We start from the raw sequence: 17,456 nt of genomic DNA on the forward strand, positions 1-17,456 counted from the left end.
CTTTTGATGGTCAAGTTTATCAGGTAGCTGTTCCAGATTTGGCGACAGCTTCTGATTGGACTGGGGCCTTGATGTTCTTGAAAACATTACTCTTTCTCTTAGATGTAAGTGTGTGTGAACATGATGGTGTGGAGTATGATAAAGATTCCATTCTTGATTTTCATTTCACGGATATTTTCTTATCTGCTCTTTCAGAATTGACCAAGGAAGTAAAAGTCCATCCTATAGTAGAAGTTATGGGAGTGAAACGTCCCATTTACATCAATGAACTCTACCTAGGGCAGATTATCCATGTTCCGGACGAGCAACTTTTGAATAGCTATGACCAGCGTTTGCGCTTTACCCAACAGCTGAATGCTTATTACTCTGAGCAGCAAGTTTTTAAAGTAGAGCAGGATGGTGAAGATATCATCATCCCTGTCAACTATCTAAATAGTGAAGGACGAACAATCTTACCATCTCAACCAGAGTTAGAACCTCAATATTTGCAACAGTATAGAGGAAGTAAGGTTGCAGTTGCACGACTATTTATCATGACAGCCGATGGGGAAAAACTAGCCGAAGTTCCTTATCGACAGTTTTTAGAGTCGTTGACTGAGGGCATCTATATGCTAGATGCTAAATATGTTCTTGTAGAGCCAATTTCTCCTGAAATTCTGCAAGATGTCTTGAAGAAGGGAGGATTTTAATAAAAATATCCGTTCAGTTAGCTTTTTCAGATGTCAGAATGTAATGAGAAAAGAATGAAGTAGATAGTGTGAAGATAACCATCTGAAACGTTTTTCAGATGGTTTTAAATTTTTCGTATGTTTATTCTACTCATATTTTTTATGCTATAATGAGATTAGAATTAAAATACTCTTTCAATAGGTAAAAATAGCGAATTGCTTATGCCTACGATTGACACAACGGGGCATTCTTACGATGATTTTTTATCTGCGATTAAACGCCAAGGCTATTATGAAATAGAAAATCCACGTGTCTATAAACCAGGTACTAATGAGATTGAACAAATTAAAGGAATTTTTAGAATTAATCAATGGAGTAACTAAATGAAAATATATGAATTACCAGAGCCTAAAGATTATCAATCTTTTATTAATTTTTATCGTAATGTGATGAGAGAAGGAAAAGAGGAAGAAGCCTTTTTAGGCACAGATGCAAAATATCGTATACGAGAACGGGATTCTTATGAAGTGGATAGTACAGATATTAGTGTATTGATGGAATATTGCTTATTCCCTCTGTATGCAGAAGGTGATAAGGATATAGTGAGAAGAACCTTTGAAATCTTGAAAGATTTTAGCTTATCGATTGACCTAGTCAAATTAGATAAGGTAACTGATTATATTTCTATGCAAGGCAGTCGTTTAAGAAGATATACAAGCCTTCCCTTTGTTATTGAAACAGATGAGTTAGTAAGGAATATTATAGAAAGTATTTCAAAATTATCAGATGAGCAGAAACGTACTTATACCTATGAAAGACTATGTAATGTATTAGACCGTAGTCCATTATATAAACAGTGTGATGAAGAAAAGGTGGAGAAGATCCTTAAGGAATTTAAGGAAAAATACTACAATCCACCAAAGCTAGTAAAAACCATTAAAAACGTTGAGAAAATTGAACTGGATGTTACAAGCATCGATGCGATGGGTGTTTCAGATGACCATCTAGAGTTGTTGTTGATTGATGAAAACAAATGGATAGAGTCTCTGGAAGAAGAACACTTGTTGAAACTTCAAGAAAAACTAAATAACTATATCTACTTCCTCGAAAGCAAGCAGTATGTGGCACGATATGGTGATAAGTTTGACAAAAAAGTCATCCATATCACATTCCAGTATTCTCCATCAGACAACGGTCTAGCATTCCTCGCAGCTGTTCAGAAAGTATTGCAGAATACGGATATGTCTTTGAAGATAGAATTACCGGAGTGATAAAGAGAGCAAATTTAGAGGAGACGACCATCTTCTCTTTTTATTTGCGACAGACCTTGTCCTCCCATCGGCGTCCAATATTCAATATGGTATAATGGGACAAGGTAGATGGAAGACTAGTCTAATGATGGGAGAATGGGTAATTGAAAGTTAAAAAAATTGGTGCTATCTTTCTAATTTTAATTGGTGTATGTAGCCTTTTTATATTTGGTGTTCGAGAGTTTGAAAAACAAGACTTATCTAAATATGAATATTGGATTGTAGATACAGAAATTACGGATTATGAATTTATTGAAAATGGGAGAATGATCACAGTTGATTGGCACAGTAAAAAGGAAGTCAATCAACAAGTGAGAGTTCTTGCTAAAAAACCTAAATTTGGATCTCCAGGGCGAATAGCTGGCAGACGTTTCCTTGTTTCCTATGCGGCGCGATTCAAAGCAAAATCCGGCTGGAATGAAGTGCGAGATGATTTTCCGATTCTAGAACAAAATTATCCAGATAAGGGGGAATATTGGAATGAGTATCAGGAACTAAATTTAAATGGTAAAACTAATGATACAATAAAGTACCGTAGAGGAGAGGATATTCGAATCCAACATAATCAGCTGTTTGATCGCTTAGTCGGTTCAGGAGGACAATAAATGAATAAAAGAAAACAATTTATTTTAGTGATAGCTGTCTTACTAGTAGCTTTCTGTAGCTTTGTTTATCTAAAAAAACAATTCTTTTCTTCCTCCAAGCCAAAGGAAGAGATCATAAAGAAAACTCTTGTATTTGATTCTTCGCTGAAAGATATTACTCTGATAGATGATGAGCGCTATGTCTTAGTTAGTCCTAAAGATGTAAATTGGCAATCTAACGATTTAGTAATTACAAGAAATTATGTAGTTTCCTCTTTTGTATCATATGATCAAACATATTCTAAAGAATATAAAAGATTATCTAGTAAGCTCACAGCATTCGAAATTTTAACCTATGATCTGCGTAAGAAAAATTTTGAAGAAAAGCGTATAGACCTCAAAAAGACTGTAGAGAAGTATACTTCAGAGTATAGCTTGATAGATGATGGTTCTATGGAAAATATAGGGTTCGGTATTCATCATGATAACATAGATTATATAGAAGTTTTTGTATCTAAAAAAAATAATATAAAAGAAAGAAAAACACTATTGTTAAATCTGGAAAATGGGAAATTGACAGAGCTTAGTGAAGTGATGGAAGAGGTAGTTCTCGCGCAAAATAGTTTCCCTTCCCTATCTAGAACAAATCTTGATGATATTCTATATTTTAATGGATTTTCAGATTTAAATGATTTAGGTTATATTAATGATAAAAAGAAGAACAAGATTGGACAGGATATTAACTTTAGCCATGAGTTTCCTGACTTGGTAAAGCGTTTAAAGAAAAATAGAATTACAGAAATTCTGTATCGTAGAGGCTTGGTTTCTCCTGCAGATTATTATGAAGATCTTCGACATTGGTTTGCGCCAGTTGGTCAGGATAAGCTAGATATAGTCGCAAAGGATTATGAAACGAAAGAAGAAACCCCTTTAAATAATTACCAAGAATTCATTGATTGGTCCAAAGCGGAAGCTCAAAAAGCACAGGAAAGCATAAACGCAAATAGGAAAAAAGAGACAAATTAATACGACACAAATTTACGAAACATCTGTTCGGTTAGACGCGGCAGTAATGTCGGGAGGTACAAATGATGCTTCAGAGTGGGTTGATGATGTGTCTACAGAATTATTTGCAGATTGCAATACCTTATTGGATGAGGCTTCAGCAGATATTCATACTACGGTAGAGAATCTTAATAACTACTTAAATTCTGTAGCAGCAGAATTTGAGAAAGCTGATTCAAAAATGGCAAAATTAATATCTGCAAATAATGGCTTGGAATCTATCCCAATGGAAAATAAAAAAGCTGCAGAAAAGGAAAAAATTCGTTCGAATGATTATTATAATGAACTGAAAAAAAGTAAATAATCTCTATACTTTTTCCGATTTTATATTTAATGTGATGATATAACAATGTGGTTATTTCTTTTAGAGTGAGTGATACTTCTCTAGTTTTCATCAGCAATTCTGCCCTGTTATTCTCCAAAGGGTTATAGTTTTTACCCTAACCTTCCCTGCTTATGCTATAATAGTCTATGGAAAGTTGAGGAAATGATGAAAAAAGTATGGTTTGTAGCGCTGGTGCAGGGAGTGGCCCTATTTGTGATAACGGGTCTACTCTGTTATTTTATGCGAGGAGATTTTTTCTTCCGTGCTTTGGCGCCGATTTTTGGTCTGGCAGCGGGAGCCTTTCGCTTCTTGACGGCCATGGTGATAAAAACACGGGCTCCCAGTCTTTATGAGGATGGGAAGAAAAAGGAATAATCTATATAAATTAGGAGGTCTGAGAATATTGATTCCAGACCTTTTTTATAAAAGTGGGCATTGTGTAAATGGAGCCTTTTAATTTTTTTCAGAAAAAGGACAGGTAGGGGGGCTTTCCTAGACTCTTTGTGGTAAAATAGTAAAAGAATTAAAATTTTGGAGAGTAAAGATGAAACGTTCAATGTATGCGGGACGTGTTCGTAGTGAGCATGTCGGTCAGGAAATTACTTTGAAAGGTTGGGTTGCCCGCCGTCGCGATTTGGGAGGCTTGATTTTTATTGATCTGCGTGACCGCGAAGGTATTATGCAGCTAGTTATTAACCCTGAGAGTGTTTCAGATGAGGTCATGAAGACAGCTGAGAGCCTGCGCAGCGAATTTGTCATTGAGGTGACTGGTAAGGTAGCCGCGCGTGAGCAGGCCAACGACAAGCTGGCTACAGGAAGTGTAGAGCTTCACGTGGACAGTCTGGCGGTATTGAATACTGCTAAAACGACGCCTTTTGAGATTAAGGACGGGATTGAAGCCAATGATGATACGCGCTTGCGTTACCGTTATCTGGATCTGCGTCGCCCAGAAATGCTGGAAAATCTCAAGTTGCGTGCCAAAGTGACTCATTCCATCCGCAATTATTTGGATGAGCTGGAGTTTATCGATGTGGAGACACCGTTTTTGACCAAGTCAACGCCTGAAGGGGCGCGTGATTACTTGGTGCCGAGCCGGGTTAACCAAGGTCATTTCTATGCCTTGCCTCAAAGTCCACAGATTACTAAGCAGCTGTTGATGAATGCTGGTTTTGACCGTTATTATCAGATTGTCAAGTGTTTCCGAGACGAGGACTTGCGTGGAGACCGTCAGCCAGAGTTTACACAGGTTGACTTAGAAACTTCTTTCTTATCTGAGCAAGAAATCCAAGACATTACAGAAGGCTTGATTGCCCGTGTCATGAAGGAAACTAAGGGAATTGAAGTGACCTTGCCTTTCCCACGGATGAAATATGACGATGCCATGGCTCTTTATGGTAGTGACAAGCCAGATACTCGATTTGACATGTTATTGCAGGACTTGACAGAGCTTGTCAAGGACGTTGACTTTAAAGTCTTCTCTGAGGCACCAGCTGTCAAGGCGATTGTGGTGAAAAATGCTGCTGATAAATACTCACGTAAAGATATTGATAAGCTGACAGAGCAAGCCAAGCAGCACGGAGCCAAGGGACTTGCTTGGGTCAAATTTGCTGGTGGAGAACTAGCTGGACCTGTTGCTAAGTTCTTGACAGACTTGTCAAGTGGGTTGACAGCTGCTTTACAACTTGAAGAAAACGACTTAGTTCTCTTTGTGGCAGATACCTTGGATGTTGCCAACGCAACTCTAGGGGCTCTTCGTGTTCGCCTAGGTAAGGAATTAGGTTTGATTGACCCTGCTAAGTTTAACTACTTGTGGGTGGTAGATTGGCCAATGTTTGAGTGGTCTGAAGAAGAAGGACGCTATATGAGTGCCCACCATCCATTCACTCTGCCTCAAAAGGATTCTGAGCAGGAGCTGGAAGGAGACCTGAGCAAGGTTCGTGCGATTGCCTATGATATCGTACTCAATGGCTATGAACTAGGTGGTGGTAGCCTACGGATTAACCAAAAAGATCTGCAGGAACGTATGTTTAAGGCTTTAGGCTTCTCAGCTGAAGAAGCGCAAGACCAGTTCGGCTTCCTTCTAGAAGCCATGGACTATGGTTTCCCACCACATGGAGGTCTGGCTTTGGGTCTGGATCGCTTCGTCATGCTTTTGGCTGGTGAAGAAAATATCCGTGAAGTCATTGCTTTTCCTAAGAATAACAAGGCTTCTGACCCAATGACGCAAGCACCAAGCTTGGTTGCTCCTGCACAATTAGAGGAATTAAGTTTACAAGTAGAATCACATGAAAAAGACTAGTTTGCGGAAACTTTTTCGCTATTATCTTCATCGCTTTGCCTACCATGTCAAGTTGCTAGAAGTCCTGAAAAGTATTTCGCGTGAAAAATATGATGAGAAATTTTCGGCCTCTCTGGTATATGGCTTTCTCTCAGCAGTAGCGGTTAATTTCTTCTTTCAGCCAGGTCATGTCTACTCAAGTGGTGCAACGGGCTTGGCGCAGATTGTCTCGGCTTTGAGTGGCCGCTTTATCGGCTTTACCATTCCAGTTTCCATTACTTTTTATGCGATCAATATTCCGCTGATGATTTTGGCTTGGTATCAAATCGGACATAAATTTACTGTTTTTACTTTTATCACTGTTTCGATGAGCTCGCTTTTTATCCATTTTGTTCCAGAAGTGACATTGACGACCAATCCCATTATCAATGCCTTGTTTGGGGGAGTTGTCATGGGGACAGGGATCGGCTTTGCCCTCAAGTCAAGCATTTCAAGTGGAGGGACAGATATTGTTAGTCTGACCATTCGCAAGAAAACAGGCCGTAATGTAGGCAGTATCTCCCTGATTGTAAATGGCATTATTATGCTGATTGCTGGTTTGACCTTCGGTTGGGAATACGCTCTCTACTCGATGATTACTATCTTTGTATCCAGCCGTGTGACGGATGCGGTCTTTACCAAGCAAAAGCGGATGCAGGCCATGATTATCACCAGTCATCCTGAAGAAGTGATTAACAAAATTCACCACAAGCTCCACCGTGGTGCGACCATCATCAATGGGGCTGAGGGAACTTACAATCACGAGCAAAAGGCAGTACTGATTACAGTCATTACCCGTGCTGAGTTTAGCGAATTTAAGTACATCATGAAGCAGACGGATCCGACCGCCTTTGTCTCCGTATCTGACAACGTACATATTTTAGGAAGATTTGTAGAAGAGTAGTCTCGATTATCGGCATTGTTAGTGGATCTTACTCAAACGCAATGCTTCCATTTATACATAAAAAAGGAACAAGTTCAGCTGGATGTTTTCCCATCCAAAATGAACCTGTTCTTTTTTATAGTTATTGCTTTATTTCAAAACCAAGACTTGCTTAGCAGGAACCGTATAAGAGTCTGCTAGCGGGGCGATTGGTTTTTTAGCGTTAATGTGCGGATACTGAAGGTGAATACTTTGCTTCATTTTATTTTCATAAGTCGCTGCTTCAGTACCAAAGTTAATCAAAATGGTCAGCGCTTGTTTGTCTTTTTGAATCTTATATTCAAGGAGGCTAGGGCTGAGCCATTTGACCTGACAAGCTTTTTGAATAGCAGAGCTAGTTGTCAGAGTCAGAAGTGGATGAGCCTTTCTAAAGGCAATGAGTTGTTTCAAAAATTCAATGTTTTCAGTGTAGTGAAGTGAGCGCAGCCAGTCTAGCTTGTTGACGTCATCAGGCAGGTTGTAGGTGTTGTCAATCAGATTCTTGGTCCGATAAAATTCCTGGCCGCTGTGGAGGAAAGGAACTCCTTGTGCTAGGAGAACGATATGCAGTGCTAGACGAGAGTTGGCTAGGCGCTGACGGAGGTTGATATTTGGATTTTGAATATCAAAATAATCAAACACCGTTGCGTTGTCATGGCATTCTACATAGTTGATCGCCTGATGAGGCGCTAGGAAATGTGGCTCTCCTGTCAAGCCGACATTGGCTGTCAGGACATTTTCTAGCCAGCTGGTTGCATGCTCTTTGTCCAGTCGGCTACCTTGGACGATGGTTTGCTTGATCGTATCACGGAAATGATCGCTGAAGAATCCATACTCAGGTAGTTGTTCAGCGTTGAACTGATGAGCTAGAAGGTCGCTATCAAGACCGGTAGGCATCTGCCAACCTTCTCCGTAAAGGTAGATGTTGGGATGGATGGCTTTTAGTTCCTGAGCGATTTGCTTCATGGTGGTTATGTCGAGAATGCCCATCAGGTCAAAGCGGAAACCGTCAAAGCCGTAGAGACTGATCCATTGCTGGACGGATTGTTGGATATAATGGCGCACCATAGCTTTTTCACTAGCTACATCATTTCCGCAGAAGGTACCATTTGTCCGTAGGCCCTGTTCATCGAGACGATAGAAGTAGCCTGGGACAATTTTTTCAAAAGCATAGGCATCTGCTTCATAAACGTGATTGTAGACGACATCCATGATAACGCTCATATCAGCCTGGTGATAAGCTGCAATCGCGTCTTGTAGTTCAAGGATACGGGTATAGGGATCGTGTGGGTCGCTTGACAAGCTGCCTTCAGGAACATTATATTGGACGGGATCATAGCCCCAATTATAAACGAGTTCAGGATGTTTTTCGTCAACACTGCCAAAGTCATAGACAGGCATAAGTTGAACGTGTGTAATGCCTAAATCTTGCAAGTATTTGAGACCAAAAGTATGACCGTGTACGGTTGGAGATTCGGACAGAGAAGCAAATTTACCAGGCTGTGAAAAACCAGCTTCCTTTTGCATAGAGAAATCTCGCACACTCATTTCATAGATAACGGCTTCTGTAGGCTTTACTTGGCTGGCAGCCCGATGAATAGGTTTGCTAATCTTTTTGCGATCAATGACATAACTATGACCAGAGTTGGCATCTGAAGAGAGGGCGTAGGGGTCATGTACTTCTACCCATTTTCCGTTCACCTTATGGATATAGCAGTAGGCCTTGCCTTCTAAGTCTCCAAGGACCTGCGTATGCCAGACACCCCTATCTTGCCTTTGGAGGGGAATGACCTGCTCTTCCAGATGCAGCAAGACTTTTTCTGAAATAGGCGCCCACAGTTTGAAATCTGTCGCCTGAGGGCTATAGCTAGCTCCCAAATCTCTTTTTTGGTAGCTAAATAATTCATCAAAAATTGGCTTTTGGACAATGTGGCGATACTGAAGAATGGTGTGATTGCGATCCTGATCATAGACTGTGTAGGATTCAGTCAAATCAATCGGATCATTGGTTGAAAGAGTGTAGATAATCTGGTGTTCTTGATTCTCAATTTTTTTGATGGTTAAAGGACTGGAGCTATGCTTGTCCTCTAGAGTGAAGTGGATAGAATAAGCGTCAAAGGACTTTTCCAATTCGATAGTGATGCTATTTTCATCATCTAAGTAGGCTTGGAAAATACGATAAACCATGAAATTTCTCCTTAACTAACGAGTAAGAATGCTGTGGGGGATAACTTGGCGATAGCAAGTATGTTTGTCATCCTTATTGTCCTTAATGATTTGGAGCAAGGTTCGGAAAGACTCCCTACCTAACTCGAGGGTATTGATATCAATGTAGGCATCCACGTCGATGCGTGGCTTGATAGAGTCAAAAGTGATAATCGGGAAACGGTAGTCAATATCTTTGAGGTAGTGCAGAGCCCCTTCGGCAACCATACTATCTGATGTTACAAAGGCCTCAATTTCCTGAATAGGCATCTTTTCCATAATCTTATAACTGCTATCTTCCAAGAGGAAACCGAAAGAAAACTTGACGATGTTTTCATCGAGAGGGATGCCTGCCTCTTCCAAGGCTTGTTTGTAGCCGGCAAAGCGGTCTTGGGATACGACAAGCTCTTTATTCCCAGCTAGAAAGGCAATTTTTTTATAACCTTGATCTAGGAAATATTTGGTTGCATCGTAGCCAGCCTTGATATTATCATTATCGACCAAAGAAACAAATGGTGACACTGCTTTCCCTAAAATCAAGAAAGGAAACTGGTTTTTAATCGCAAAGTCAACCAGCGGATCGTTTGGCTTAGAATAGAGAAAAATCAAACCATCGACGCGTTTTCCGAAAATCATTTGTTTGATATTTTCTAAACGACGCTCTTCGTCCTGTCCGGTGCTAATCTGAATGGCATAGTCATGTTCAGACGCGATGCGCGAAATCCCCCGCAAGACAGTTGGGAAGAATGGGTTTTGGTAAAAAAGATCCGAATCATCTGGCAGCACTAGGCCGATGACTTGGGTTGATTGGCTGACCAGACTTCTGGCATTGAGATTTGGATGATAGTCCAGCTCTTTCATAGCAGCGCGGACGCGTTTTTTTGTTTCATCACTGATGGTAGACTTGTTTTGTACGACGCGTGTCACCGTCGATGGAGACACACCCGCTAGTTTCGCTACTTCTTTAATCGTAACGCGCATAATAACCTCCTAATTTCTGAAATCCTCATCACGGAAATGTGTTTTGTAGAAAATAATCACCAAATAAAGAACAAACAAGATATTTTGGACGGTGATAATCGTAGGCAGGCTTTGCCCAAATAAGCCGCAGATAAGTCCGATAATCGTTGGTAATCCTAGGCAGTTGAGGATAAAATGATAGCATTCTTTAAAGGTTTTAAAAGAAAATAACCGTGATTTCTTGGTCAGATAGAGCAAGAAGGAAGCACCGATCGCTAGAAAGGCAAAGTTGATGCTAAAGAGGAAGCCTGCGGAGAGGACTAAGAAGAGGCTGATGACCAAGCGGTTTTGCTGGAACCAGTCTTTAGAAATGGCTTTGGTCAGGGCTTCTTTACTTTTCAGAGCCTTCTGATCAATGGCTTGGTAGCGGATATTGGCCAGTTCTTTTCCTTCTTTAGTAATTTTGAGATTTTCTTTGTCGAAGTAAAGCGTCAGCTCCTTGCCTAATTTGAGCTCATCGTGATGGCCGATAATGACAGTACCAGCGGCATTGCGATGAATGCCTTCAGGATTTTCAGTGGTCAGCACATGGTCTTTCATCTGGGCATGATGGTCAAAGTCAATCATCACGTCTTCATCCAGAGTGTCAAAAGCCTTATCGACAAAAGTATCCAGAGCATAGCTCGTCAAAGACGCTGTCTGAATGGCCACGGGAATCAAAGACAGAGAAATCAAAAAGATGCTGGTAAAGATGAGCTGGAACCAGCTAAGCATGCGACGATTGGCGAAGGTTTTTCTAAAACCAATCAAGCTCGAAAAATAATTAAAAGGATAAGGTAACATAGCTGCCTCTTTCTAAAATTATAATCAGGTGGTGGCCAATAAAGAACTTATTGGCTGCCATATAACTATAATTGTCTTTAAATCAAAAACAGGGTGGGACAAGATTATCCCTTGTCTCCACCACTTGTTAAACCAGATACAAAATTCTTTTGCAGGAAGAAGAAGAGAATACAGATTGGAAGGGCAGTGAGAATCGCACCGGCAGCAAAGAAGGCAATTTTTTGATTCTTGACATCGCTGACGAAGGTACGAAGACCAACTGCAACCGTATAAAATTCTTTTTCACGAAGAAGGAAGCTGGAGAGGATGTAGTCTCCGAAAGGTCCCATGAAGGCCCAGAGAGCTTGCACAGCAATCATTGGACGAACGAGAGGCAGGACAATCTGCCAGAAACGTCTGAAATGACCAGCGCCGTCTAATTTAGCTGACTCGTCTAGAGACATAGGAACGGTATCGAAGTATCCTTTCATCAACCAAGCATTCATTGGGATACCACCACCTACATAAAGGAAGATGAGGAACCAGCTTTGGTTAAGGGCATTGAGCATCAGCGCCATAACGAAGAAGGCGGTCAGAGCTGCAATGGTTGGTACCATTTGGATAATCAAGAAGAAGACCAAACTTTGCTTTCTAGCGATGAAATTGTAACGGCTATAAGCATAGCCTGCAAGTACCACTATACTGGTTTGGACAATCATTGTCAAGACGGCAATGATAATAGTGTTAAAGTACCAAGTACCATATAGAGTCTCTGAGAAGAGACGAGAGAAGTTTTCCAGACTGAAGTTGATGTCTGTGTCTAGCTTGAAGGCTACGACATTCCCCGTCTTGAAAGCAGACATGATCGTGATCAAGAGCGGGTAGAGAATGATAATGGAAAGCACTACAAGGTAGAGATAGGTCAAACTATGGTTGATAAAACGTTTAAATTTAACAGAACTATTCATCTTATACATCCTCCATATCAAATGCGTGTAGTTTCTTGAAGGCAATCATAGAGATAGAGATGACGATGATGGAGATGATGAGAGTAACGGCCGCCGCCATTGAATATTGCGGTGCTGTACCTGTGGTCAAGCGATAAATCCAAGAGATAAGGATATCGGTTGAACCGGCTCCTCCACCGACACTACCAGGACCACCTGCATTGAAGAGGTAGATGATTGAGAAGTTATTAAAGTTAAAGGTGTATTGACTGATCAAAGTTGGTGCCGCAACTGCCAAGATCATTGGGAAAGTGATGTTGCGGAATTTTTGCCAAGCATTGGCTCCGTCGATGTAGGCTGCTTCGTAAAGGTCATTTGGAATAGACTGCAAAATACCCAAGGTCAGGACGTAGATATAAGGGAATCCAAGCCAACCTTGCATCATAATCAGAGCAATCTTAGTCCAAGTTGGATCAGTCTTCCACGGGATCAGATGTCCATTTAAGAAAGGAAGAACCTTGCCGAGAAGTGGGATAACCTGAGTATTGATAGCCCCGATACTATCGTTGAACATATTTGAGAAAGTCAGGATAGTGATGAAGGCTGGAACTGCCCAAGGAAGCAAGAAGATAACACCGAAGATGCGTTTTCCTTTGATGAATGGCTGGTTGGCAATGATAGCGGTGAAAATACCGATTACGATTTGCAAAGTAGAGGCTGCCAGTGCCCAGATGATAGTCCAAGTCAGGACAGAACCAAAGGCCGCACGGAAGGTGCTCAATTGCCAAATGTTGGCAAAGTTGGTAAAGCCAACCCAATCCAAGAGTTTATTTGGTGGCAAGTGTTTGAAATCATAGTTTGTAAAGGCGATCAAGAGTGTTACCAATACAGGGAAAATGATGGCAAAGGTCATCGCCAAATAAGAAGGAATAATCAGCAAGTAAGGGAAGCCATTTTCATAGATTCCGTTTGTCATTTCCTTCAAGGTAGTATGAACAGGATAATCATTGTTCCACTGCTTGGCAACTGTACGGGCATCCTTCAAGTTAAATCCATAGAAAATCAGGAAAAACGCCACAAGGATGAGGTGGAAGGCACCGCGAATCAGCATGAAGAGTGAGTTGTCCCCACGGACTTCACCAAGAGTGATGAGATTTTCAATTTCTGGTAGGGCAATAGCTGCGAAATAAGCTAAAAATGCAACTGTAACCCCAAGAAAGATGTATCCTTTGGCTTTTTGATCATTATAGATTTGCCCCAACCCTGGAATGAGGGAGCGCAACATGGCTTGTTTGGGATCTTTTTTTGTCATTGTAGTCTCCTTAGATACGAGAAAGATTGAGGAATTGCAGTAAGTACAAGTCCTAATCCGAGTTTTTCTTATTAGAAGATAGAACAAAGCCTCATTCTATCAAACAAGGGGTAGGGAAAATTCCCACCCCTTTATTTAAACTTGCTTATTTGTTGCCGAATTTTTGATCGATAGTTTCTTTGATCAATTTAACAGCATCTTCAGCTGCAGTTTTAGCATCTTTTTTACCGCTTACAGCATCGAACAACATAGTTTTAGCTGGATCCCAAACTGTACTCATTTCAGAGATGTTTGGCATTGGTTGAGCTGATTGGAACTGTTTAACAACTGCGTCTGTCAGTTCATCTTTCTTGCTTACTGCGTACTCGCGTGCTTCTGTGTTAGCAGGTACTTCGTTAGTAGCATCGTAAAATGCTTTTTGTTGATCAGTTGAAGTCAAGAAGTCAACGAATTTTTGAGCAACTTCTGGGTTTTTAGCACCAGTTGGGATAACCCAAGCTTTCCCACCACCGAAAGCAGCGTATTCTTTTCCGTTTGGAAGAGTTGGGATAGTTGAAACACCATAGTTTACTTTAGCTTCTTTCAAAGCAGATGCTTTCCATGGTCCATCGATGATAGCAGCAGTTTTTCCACCTTGGAATTGAGTTTGGATCAAGTTAGAAGCGCCTTCTGTATCTTGCATACCTTTAGGCCATTTTTCATACCAAGTTTTAGCGTATTCAATTCCTTTGATAGAACCTTCATTAGCAAGACCGATATCTTTAGGATCTTTACCATTGTCACCGAATACATAACCGCCGTTACCAGCTAGAAGTCCGTAAGCGTAGTAGAAGTTTGTCCAGTCAGCAAGGAAGGCAGATGTTTTACCATCTTCACCAGCAAACGCATATTTGCTGTCTTTAGCAAGCTCTTCTAATTCAGCAAAAGTAGTTGGAGCTTTTGAAATCAAGTCCTTGTTGTAGTACATTACAAGAGTTTCGATAACAGCAGGTGCTCCGTATGTTTTACCTTCTGTTGTTACAAGAGATTCAGTAGTTTTATCTGTCTTACTATCTTTGCTTAATTTTACTTCGTTTAATTGTCCATCTGTACCGAGGCTTCCTACACGGTCGTATGGAGCCATCAAAACGTCTGGAGCTTTACCAGACTGGTTGTCGAGTGAAAGATTGTCCAATCCACCCATTTGGTCACCAGTTTTAATAGTAACTTTAGAACCAGTTTCTTTTTCAAAAGCTGCAGCAGCTTTCTCCATGTAAGCCTTGTACTGCTCTTCAACGTATACTGTAACGTTCTTGTCGCCTGATTCAGATGACTTGCTTGAAGAAGATTTGTTACCACAAGCAGCTAAGATAAAGCTAGCTACAGCAACAGTACCGAGAACAGCAACGCTCTTCAACATTTTGTTTTTCATGATTATTCCTCCTAAAGAATAAAAATATAATATCATCTAAGAACACGCTTGCATAGCGCAAACGTTTTCTTGAATTTAAAATAATTTTAGCACAAAAGGTAAACGCTTGCAAGTGTTTTTAAGAAAATTTTAAAAAATTTTTAAGGAAAGATTGTTAGATTTGAGTATAATAAAGGAAAGAAATCAAAAAACTATGGTATAATAAATAAAAAAGTTTTTTAAAAAGCTTGCACTTGAAAAAAAAATAGGTTATAATTCAAGCGACGCAAACGTTTTCTCTAAATAAAGTAGGAAACAAGCATGAAAAAATTTTTGAGGTGTTACATATGAAAGCGAGACAAAGTGGTGTATTGATGCACATTTCCTCTTTGCCAGGCAAGTACGGGATTGGTTCTTTTGGTCAGTCTGCTTATGATTTTGTGGATTTCTTAGTTAGAACGAAGCAACGTTATTGGCAAATCTTGCCTTTGGGAACGACTAGCTATGGGGACTCTCCTTACCAGTCTTTCTCAGCCTTTGCAGGGAATACTCACTTTATTGATTTGGATTTCTTGATTGACGAAGGCCTGTTGGCAGAAGAAGATCTAAAAGGCGTTGATTTTGGTGATGATCCAAAAGCTGTAGATTATGCAAAAGTATTTGAAGCACGTCGTCCTCTTTTGGAAAAAGCGGTTGCTCGTTTCCTTAAAGTTGGCGATCTTGACAAATTCCGTCACTTTGTTGCGGAAAATGCAGCTTGGTTGGAACTCTTTGCGGAATACATGGCTGTTAAAGAGCATTTTGACTTGAAAGCTTGGACAGAATGGCCAGATGAAGCGATTCGTCGTCGCCAACCAGAAAGCTTGGCTAGCTACCGTGAGCAATTGGCGGACAAGTTGGAATACCATCGTGTAACCCAATATTTCTTCTTTAAACAATGGTTGCAACTTAAGAAATATGCCAACGATCATCATATCGAAATCGTTGGTGATATGCCAATCTATGTGGCTGCTGACAGTGCAGATGTCTGGGCTCAACCTCATTTCTTCAAGACAGATAAGCAAGGTCGCCCAGTTAAGGTTGCTGGCTGTCCACCAGATGAATTTTCAGAGACCGGCCAATTATGGGGTAACCCAATTTATAATTGGGATGCCATGGATCAAGATGGCTATGCTTGGTGGATTGAGCGTCTTCGCGAAAGCTTTAAGATTTATGACATTGTTCGGATCGACCACTTCCGTGGCTTTGAGTCTTATTGGGAAGTGCCAGCTGAGTCTGATACAGCGGCTACTGGTCACTGGGTCAAAGGACCAGGTTATAAACTATTTGCCGCAGTGAAAGAAGCGTTAGGTGATTTGAACATCATTGCAGAAGATCTTGGATTCATGACGGATGAAGTCATTGAATTGCGTGAACGAACTGGCTTCCCAGGTATGAAGATTCTGCAATTCGCTTTCAATCCAGATGATGAAAGCATCGATAGTCCACACTTGGCTCCACATAACTCTGTGATGTACACTGGTACTCACGACAATAACACCGTACTGGGCTGGTACAAGGATGAGATCGATGATCCAACTCGTGAATACATGGCTCAATACACCAACCGCAAAGAATATGAAACAGTGCCACACGCAATGCTTCGTACAGCCTTTGCTTCTGTTAGCTACATGGCTATCGCAACAATGCAGGACTTGCTGGAGTTGGATGGCTCTGCCCGTATGAACCTGCCTTCTACAATTGGCGGCAACTGGGCATGGCGGATGACAGCTGAAGAGCTAAACCCTATCGTAGAAGGTCAGCTTTATCATTTGACTAAGGTCTATCGTCGTCTGAATACGGACTTGCTTTCATAAGACAATAAATTTCAATACTTTCTAATACTAGGAGAAATCATGTCAAACTTACAAACATATATCCAAAAAACTTATCAAAAGCAAATTGCTGATTGTAGCAATGAAGAGCTTTATTTGGCTCTCTTGAACTACACAAAATTAGCGAGCGCCCAAAAGCCAGTTAATACTGGTAAAAAGAAACTCTACTACATCTCTGCTGAGTTTCTGATTGGTAAACTCTTGTCAAACAACTTGATTAACCTTGGTCTTTACGACGATGTGAAAAAAGAACTTGCCGCTGCTGGTAAAGACTTGATCGAAGTTGAAGAAGTAGAATTGGAACCATCTCTTGGTAATGGTGGTTTGGGCCGTTTGGCAGCCTGCTTCTTGGACTCTATCGCAACCTTGGGTCTCAATGGTGACGGTGTTGGACTAAACTACCACTTTGGTCTTTTCCAACAAGTCCTTAAAAACAATGAACAAACAACTATTCCAAATTTCTGGTTGACTGAGCAAAACTGGTTGGTTCGCTCAAGTCGTAGCTACCAAGTGCCATTTGCGCACTTCACCTTGACATCAACTCTTTACGATATTGATGTGCCTGGTTACAAGACAGCTACTAAAAACCGTTTGCGCTTGTTTGACTTGGATTCAGTTGATTCTTCCATCATCAAAGAGGGAATCGAATTTGACAAGACAGATATCGCTCACAACTTGACTCTTTTCCTTTATCCAGATGATAGCGACAAGCAAGGTGAATTGCTCCGTATCTTCCAACAATACTTCATGGTTT

General features: G+C 40.7%; 17 protein-coding genes. 11 read left to right on the plus strand and 6 right to left on the minus strand.

Annotated features, from left to right (window positions below; all coding sequences use genetic code 11):
* The 9 genes from Q0191_RS00020 to Q0191_RS00060 all read left to right on the plus strand — a co-directional run.
* On the plus strand, positions 1-689 hold a 689-nt coding region (locus Q0191_RS00020; RefSeq protein WP_297662654.1), incomplete at its 5' end, for a DUF4299 family protein.
* Between the two features lie 201 nt (positions 690-890).
* Positions 891-1,052, plus strand: coding sequence for a hypothetical protein (locus Q0191_RS00025; protein ID WP_297662656.1), 162 nt, complete (start codon positions 891-893; stop codon positions 1,050-1,052).
* Positions 1,053-1,940, plus strand: coding sequence for an NAD glycohydrolase inhibitor (gene ifs / locus Q0191_RS00030; protein WP_297662658.1), 888 nt, complete (start codon positions 1,053-1,055; stop codon positions 1,938-1,940).
* Between the two features lie 143 nt (positions 1,941-2,083).
* Positions 2,084-2,584 (plus strand): hypothetical protein, encoded by a 501-nt coding sequence (locus Q0191_RS00035; protein WP_297662660.1) that lies wholly within the window; start codon positions 2,084-2,086, stop codon positions 2,582-2,584.
* Positions 2,585-3,589 carry a hypothetical protein gene (locus Q0191_RS00040; RefSeq protein WP_297662662.1) on the plus strand — a complete coding sequence of 335 codons (1,005 nt, stop codon included), beginning with the start codon at positions 2,585-2,587 and terminating at the stop codon, positions 3,587-3,589.
* A gap of 46 nt (positions 3,590-3,635) precedes the next feature.
* Positions 3,636-3,932 (plus strand): hypothetical protein, encoded by a 297-nt coding sequence (locus Q0191_RS00045; RefSeq protein WP_061910714.1) that lies wholly within the window; start codon positions 3,636-3,638, stop codon positions 3,930-3,932.
* A gap of 183 nt (positions 3,933-4,115) precedes the next feature.
* Positions 4,116-4,328, plus strand: coding sequence for a hypothetical protein (locus Q0191_RS00050; protein WP_297662665.1), 213 nt, complete (start codon positions 4,116-4,118; stop codon positions 4,326-4,328).
* Between the two features lie 169 nt (positions 4,329-4,497).
* Positions 4,498-6,252, plus strand: coding sequence for an aspartate--tRNA ligase (gene aspS, locus Q0191_RS00055; RefSeq protein WP_297662667.1), 1,755 nt, complete (start codon positions 4,498-4,500; stop codon positions 6,250-6,252).
* Positions 6,239-7,174 (plus strand): YitT family protein, encoded by a 936-nt coding sequence (locus tag Q0191_RS00060; RefSeq protein ID WP_005591464.1) that lies wholly within the window; start codon positions 6,239-6,241, stop codon positions 7,172-7,174. Before aspS ends, Q0191_RS00060 begins: the two co-directional genes overlap by 14 nt.
* 129 nt (positions 7,175-7,303) lie before the next feature.
* Here Q0191_RS00060 and pulA read toward each other — a convergent pair whose 3' ends face one another.
* From pulA to Q0191_RS00090, 6 genes are all read right to left on the minus strand, one after another.
* On the minus strand, positions 7,304-9,379 hold the full coding sequence (pulA, locus tag Q0191_RS00065; protein WP_297662673.1) for a type I pullulanase: 2,076 nt from the start codon (positions 9,377-9,379) through the stop codon (positions 7,304-7,306).
* A gap of 15 nt (positions 9,380-9,394) precedes the next feature.
* Complete coding sequence (locus tag Q0191_RS00070) at positions 9,395-10,378, minus strand: LacI family DNA-binding transcriptional regulator (protein ID WP_297662675.1); 984 nt, start codon at positions 10,376-10,378, stop codon at positions 9,395-9,397.
* Positions 10,379-10,387: 9 nt separating this feature from the next.
* A complete protein-coding gene (locus tag Q0191_RS00075; protein ID WP_297662677.1) occupies positions 10,388-11,200 on the minus strand; it encodes a DUF1189 family protein in 813 nt (270 codons plus the stop codon).
* 104 nt (positions 11,201-11,304) lie between these two features.
* Positions 11,305-12,147, minus strand: a complete 843-nt coding sequence (locus Q0191_RS00080; protein ID WP_005592080.1) for a sugar ABC transporter permease — start codon at positions 12,145-12,147, stop codon at positions 11,305-11,307.
* 1 nt (position 12,148) lies between these two features.
* The gene (locus tag Q0191_RS00085; RefSeq protein ID WP_288931878.1) at positions 12,149-13,438 is read right to left on the minus strand and encodes a carbohydrate ABC transporter permease; all 1,290 of its coding nucleotides are present in this window, start codon (positions 13,436-13,438) and stop codon (positions 12,149-12,151) included.
* A gap of 145 nt (positions 13,439-13,583) precedes the next feature.
* Complete coding sequence (locus tag Q0191_RS00090; RefSeq protein ID WP_297662681.1) at positions 13,584-14,849, minus strand: extracellular solute-binding protein; 1,266 nt, start codon at positions 14,847-14,849, stop codon at positions 13,584-13,586.
* 317 nt (positions 14,850-15,166) lie between these two features.
* Here Q0191_RS00090 and malQ point away from each other — a divergent pair, with 317 nt between their 5' ends.
* Both malQ and Q0191_RS00100 read left to right on the plus strand, forming a co-directional pair.
* The gene (malQ, locus tag Q0191_RS00095; RefSeq protein WP_297662683.1) at positions 15,167-16,684 is read left to right on the plus strand and encodes a 4-alpha-glucanotransferase; all 1,518 of its coding nucleotides are present in this window, start codon (positions 15,167-15,169) and stop codon (positions 16,682-16,684) included.
* 39 nt (positions 16,685-16,723) lie between these two features.
* Positions 16,724-17,456, plus strand: a 733-nt coding sequence (locus tag Q0191_RS00100) for a glycogen/starch/alpha-glucan phosphorylase (protein WP_297662685.1), incomplete at its 3' end; no start/stop codon positions are given.

This window comes from uncultured Streptococcus sp. (assembly GCF_938036805.1).
Lineage (GTDB): Bacteria > Bacillota > Bacilli > Lactobacillales > Streptococcaceae > Streptococcus.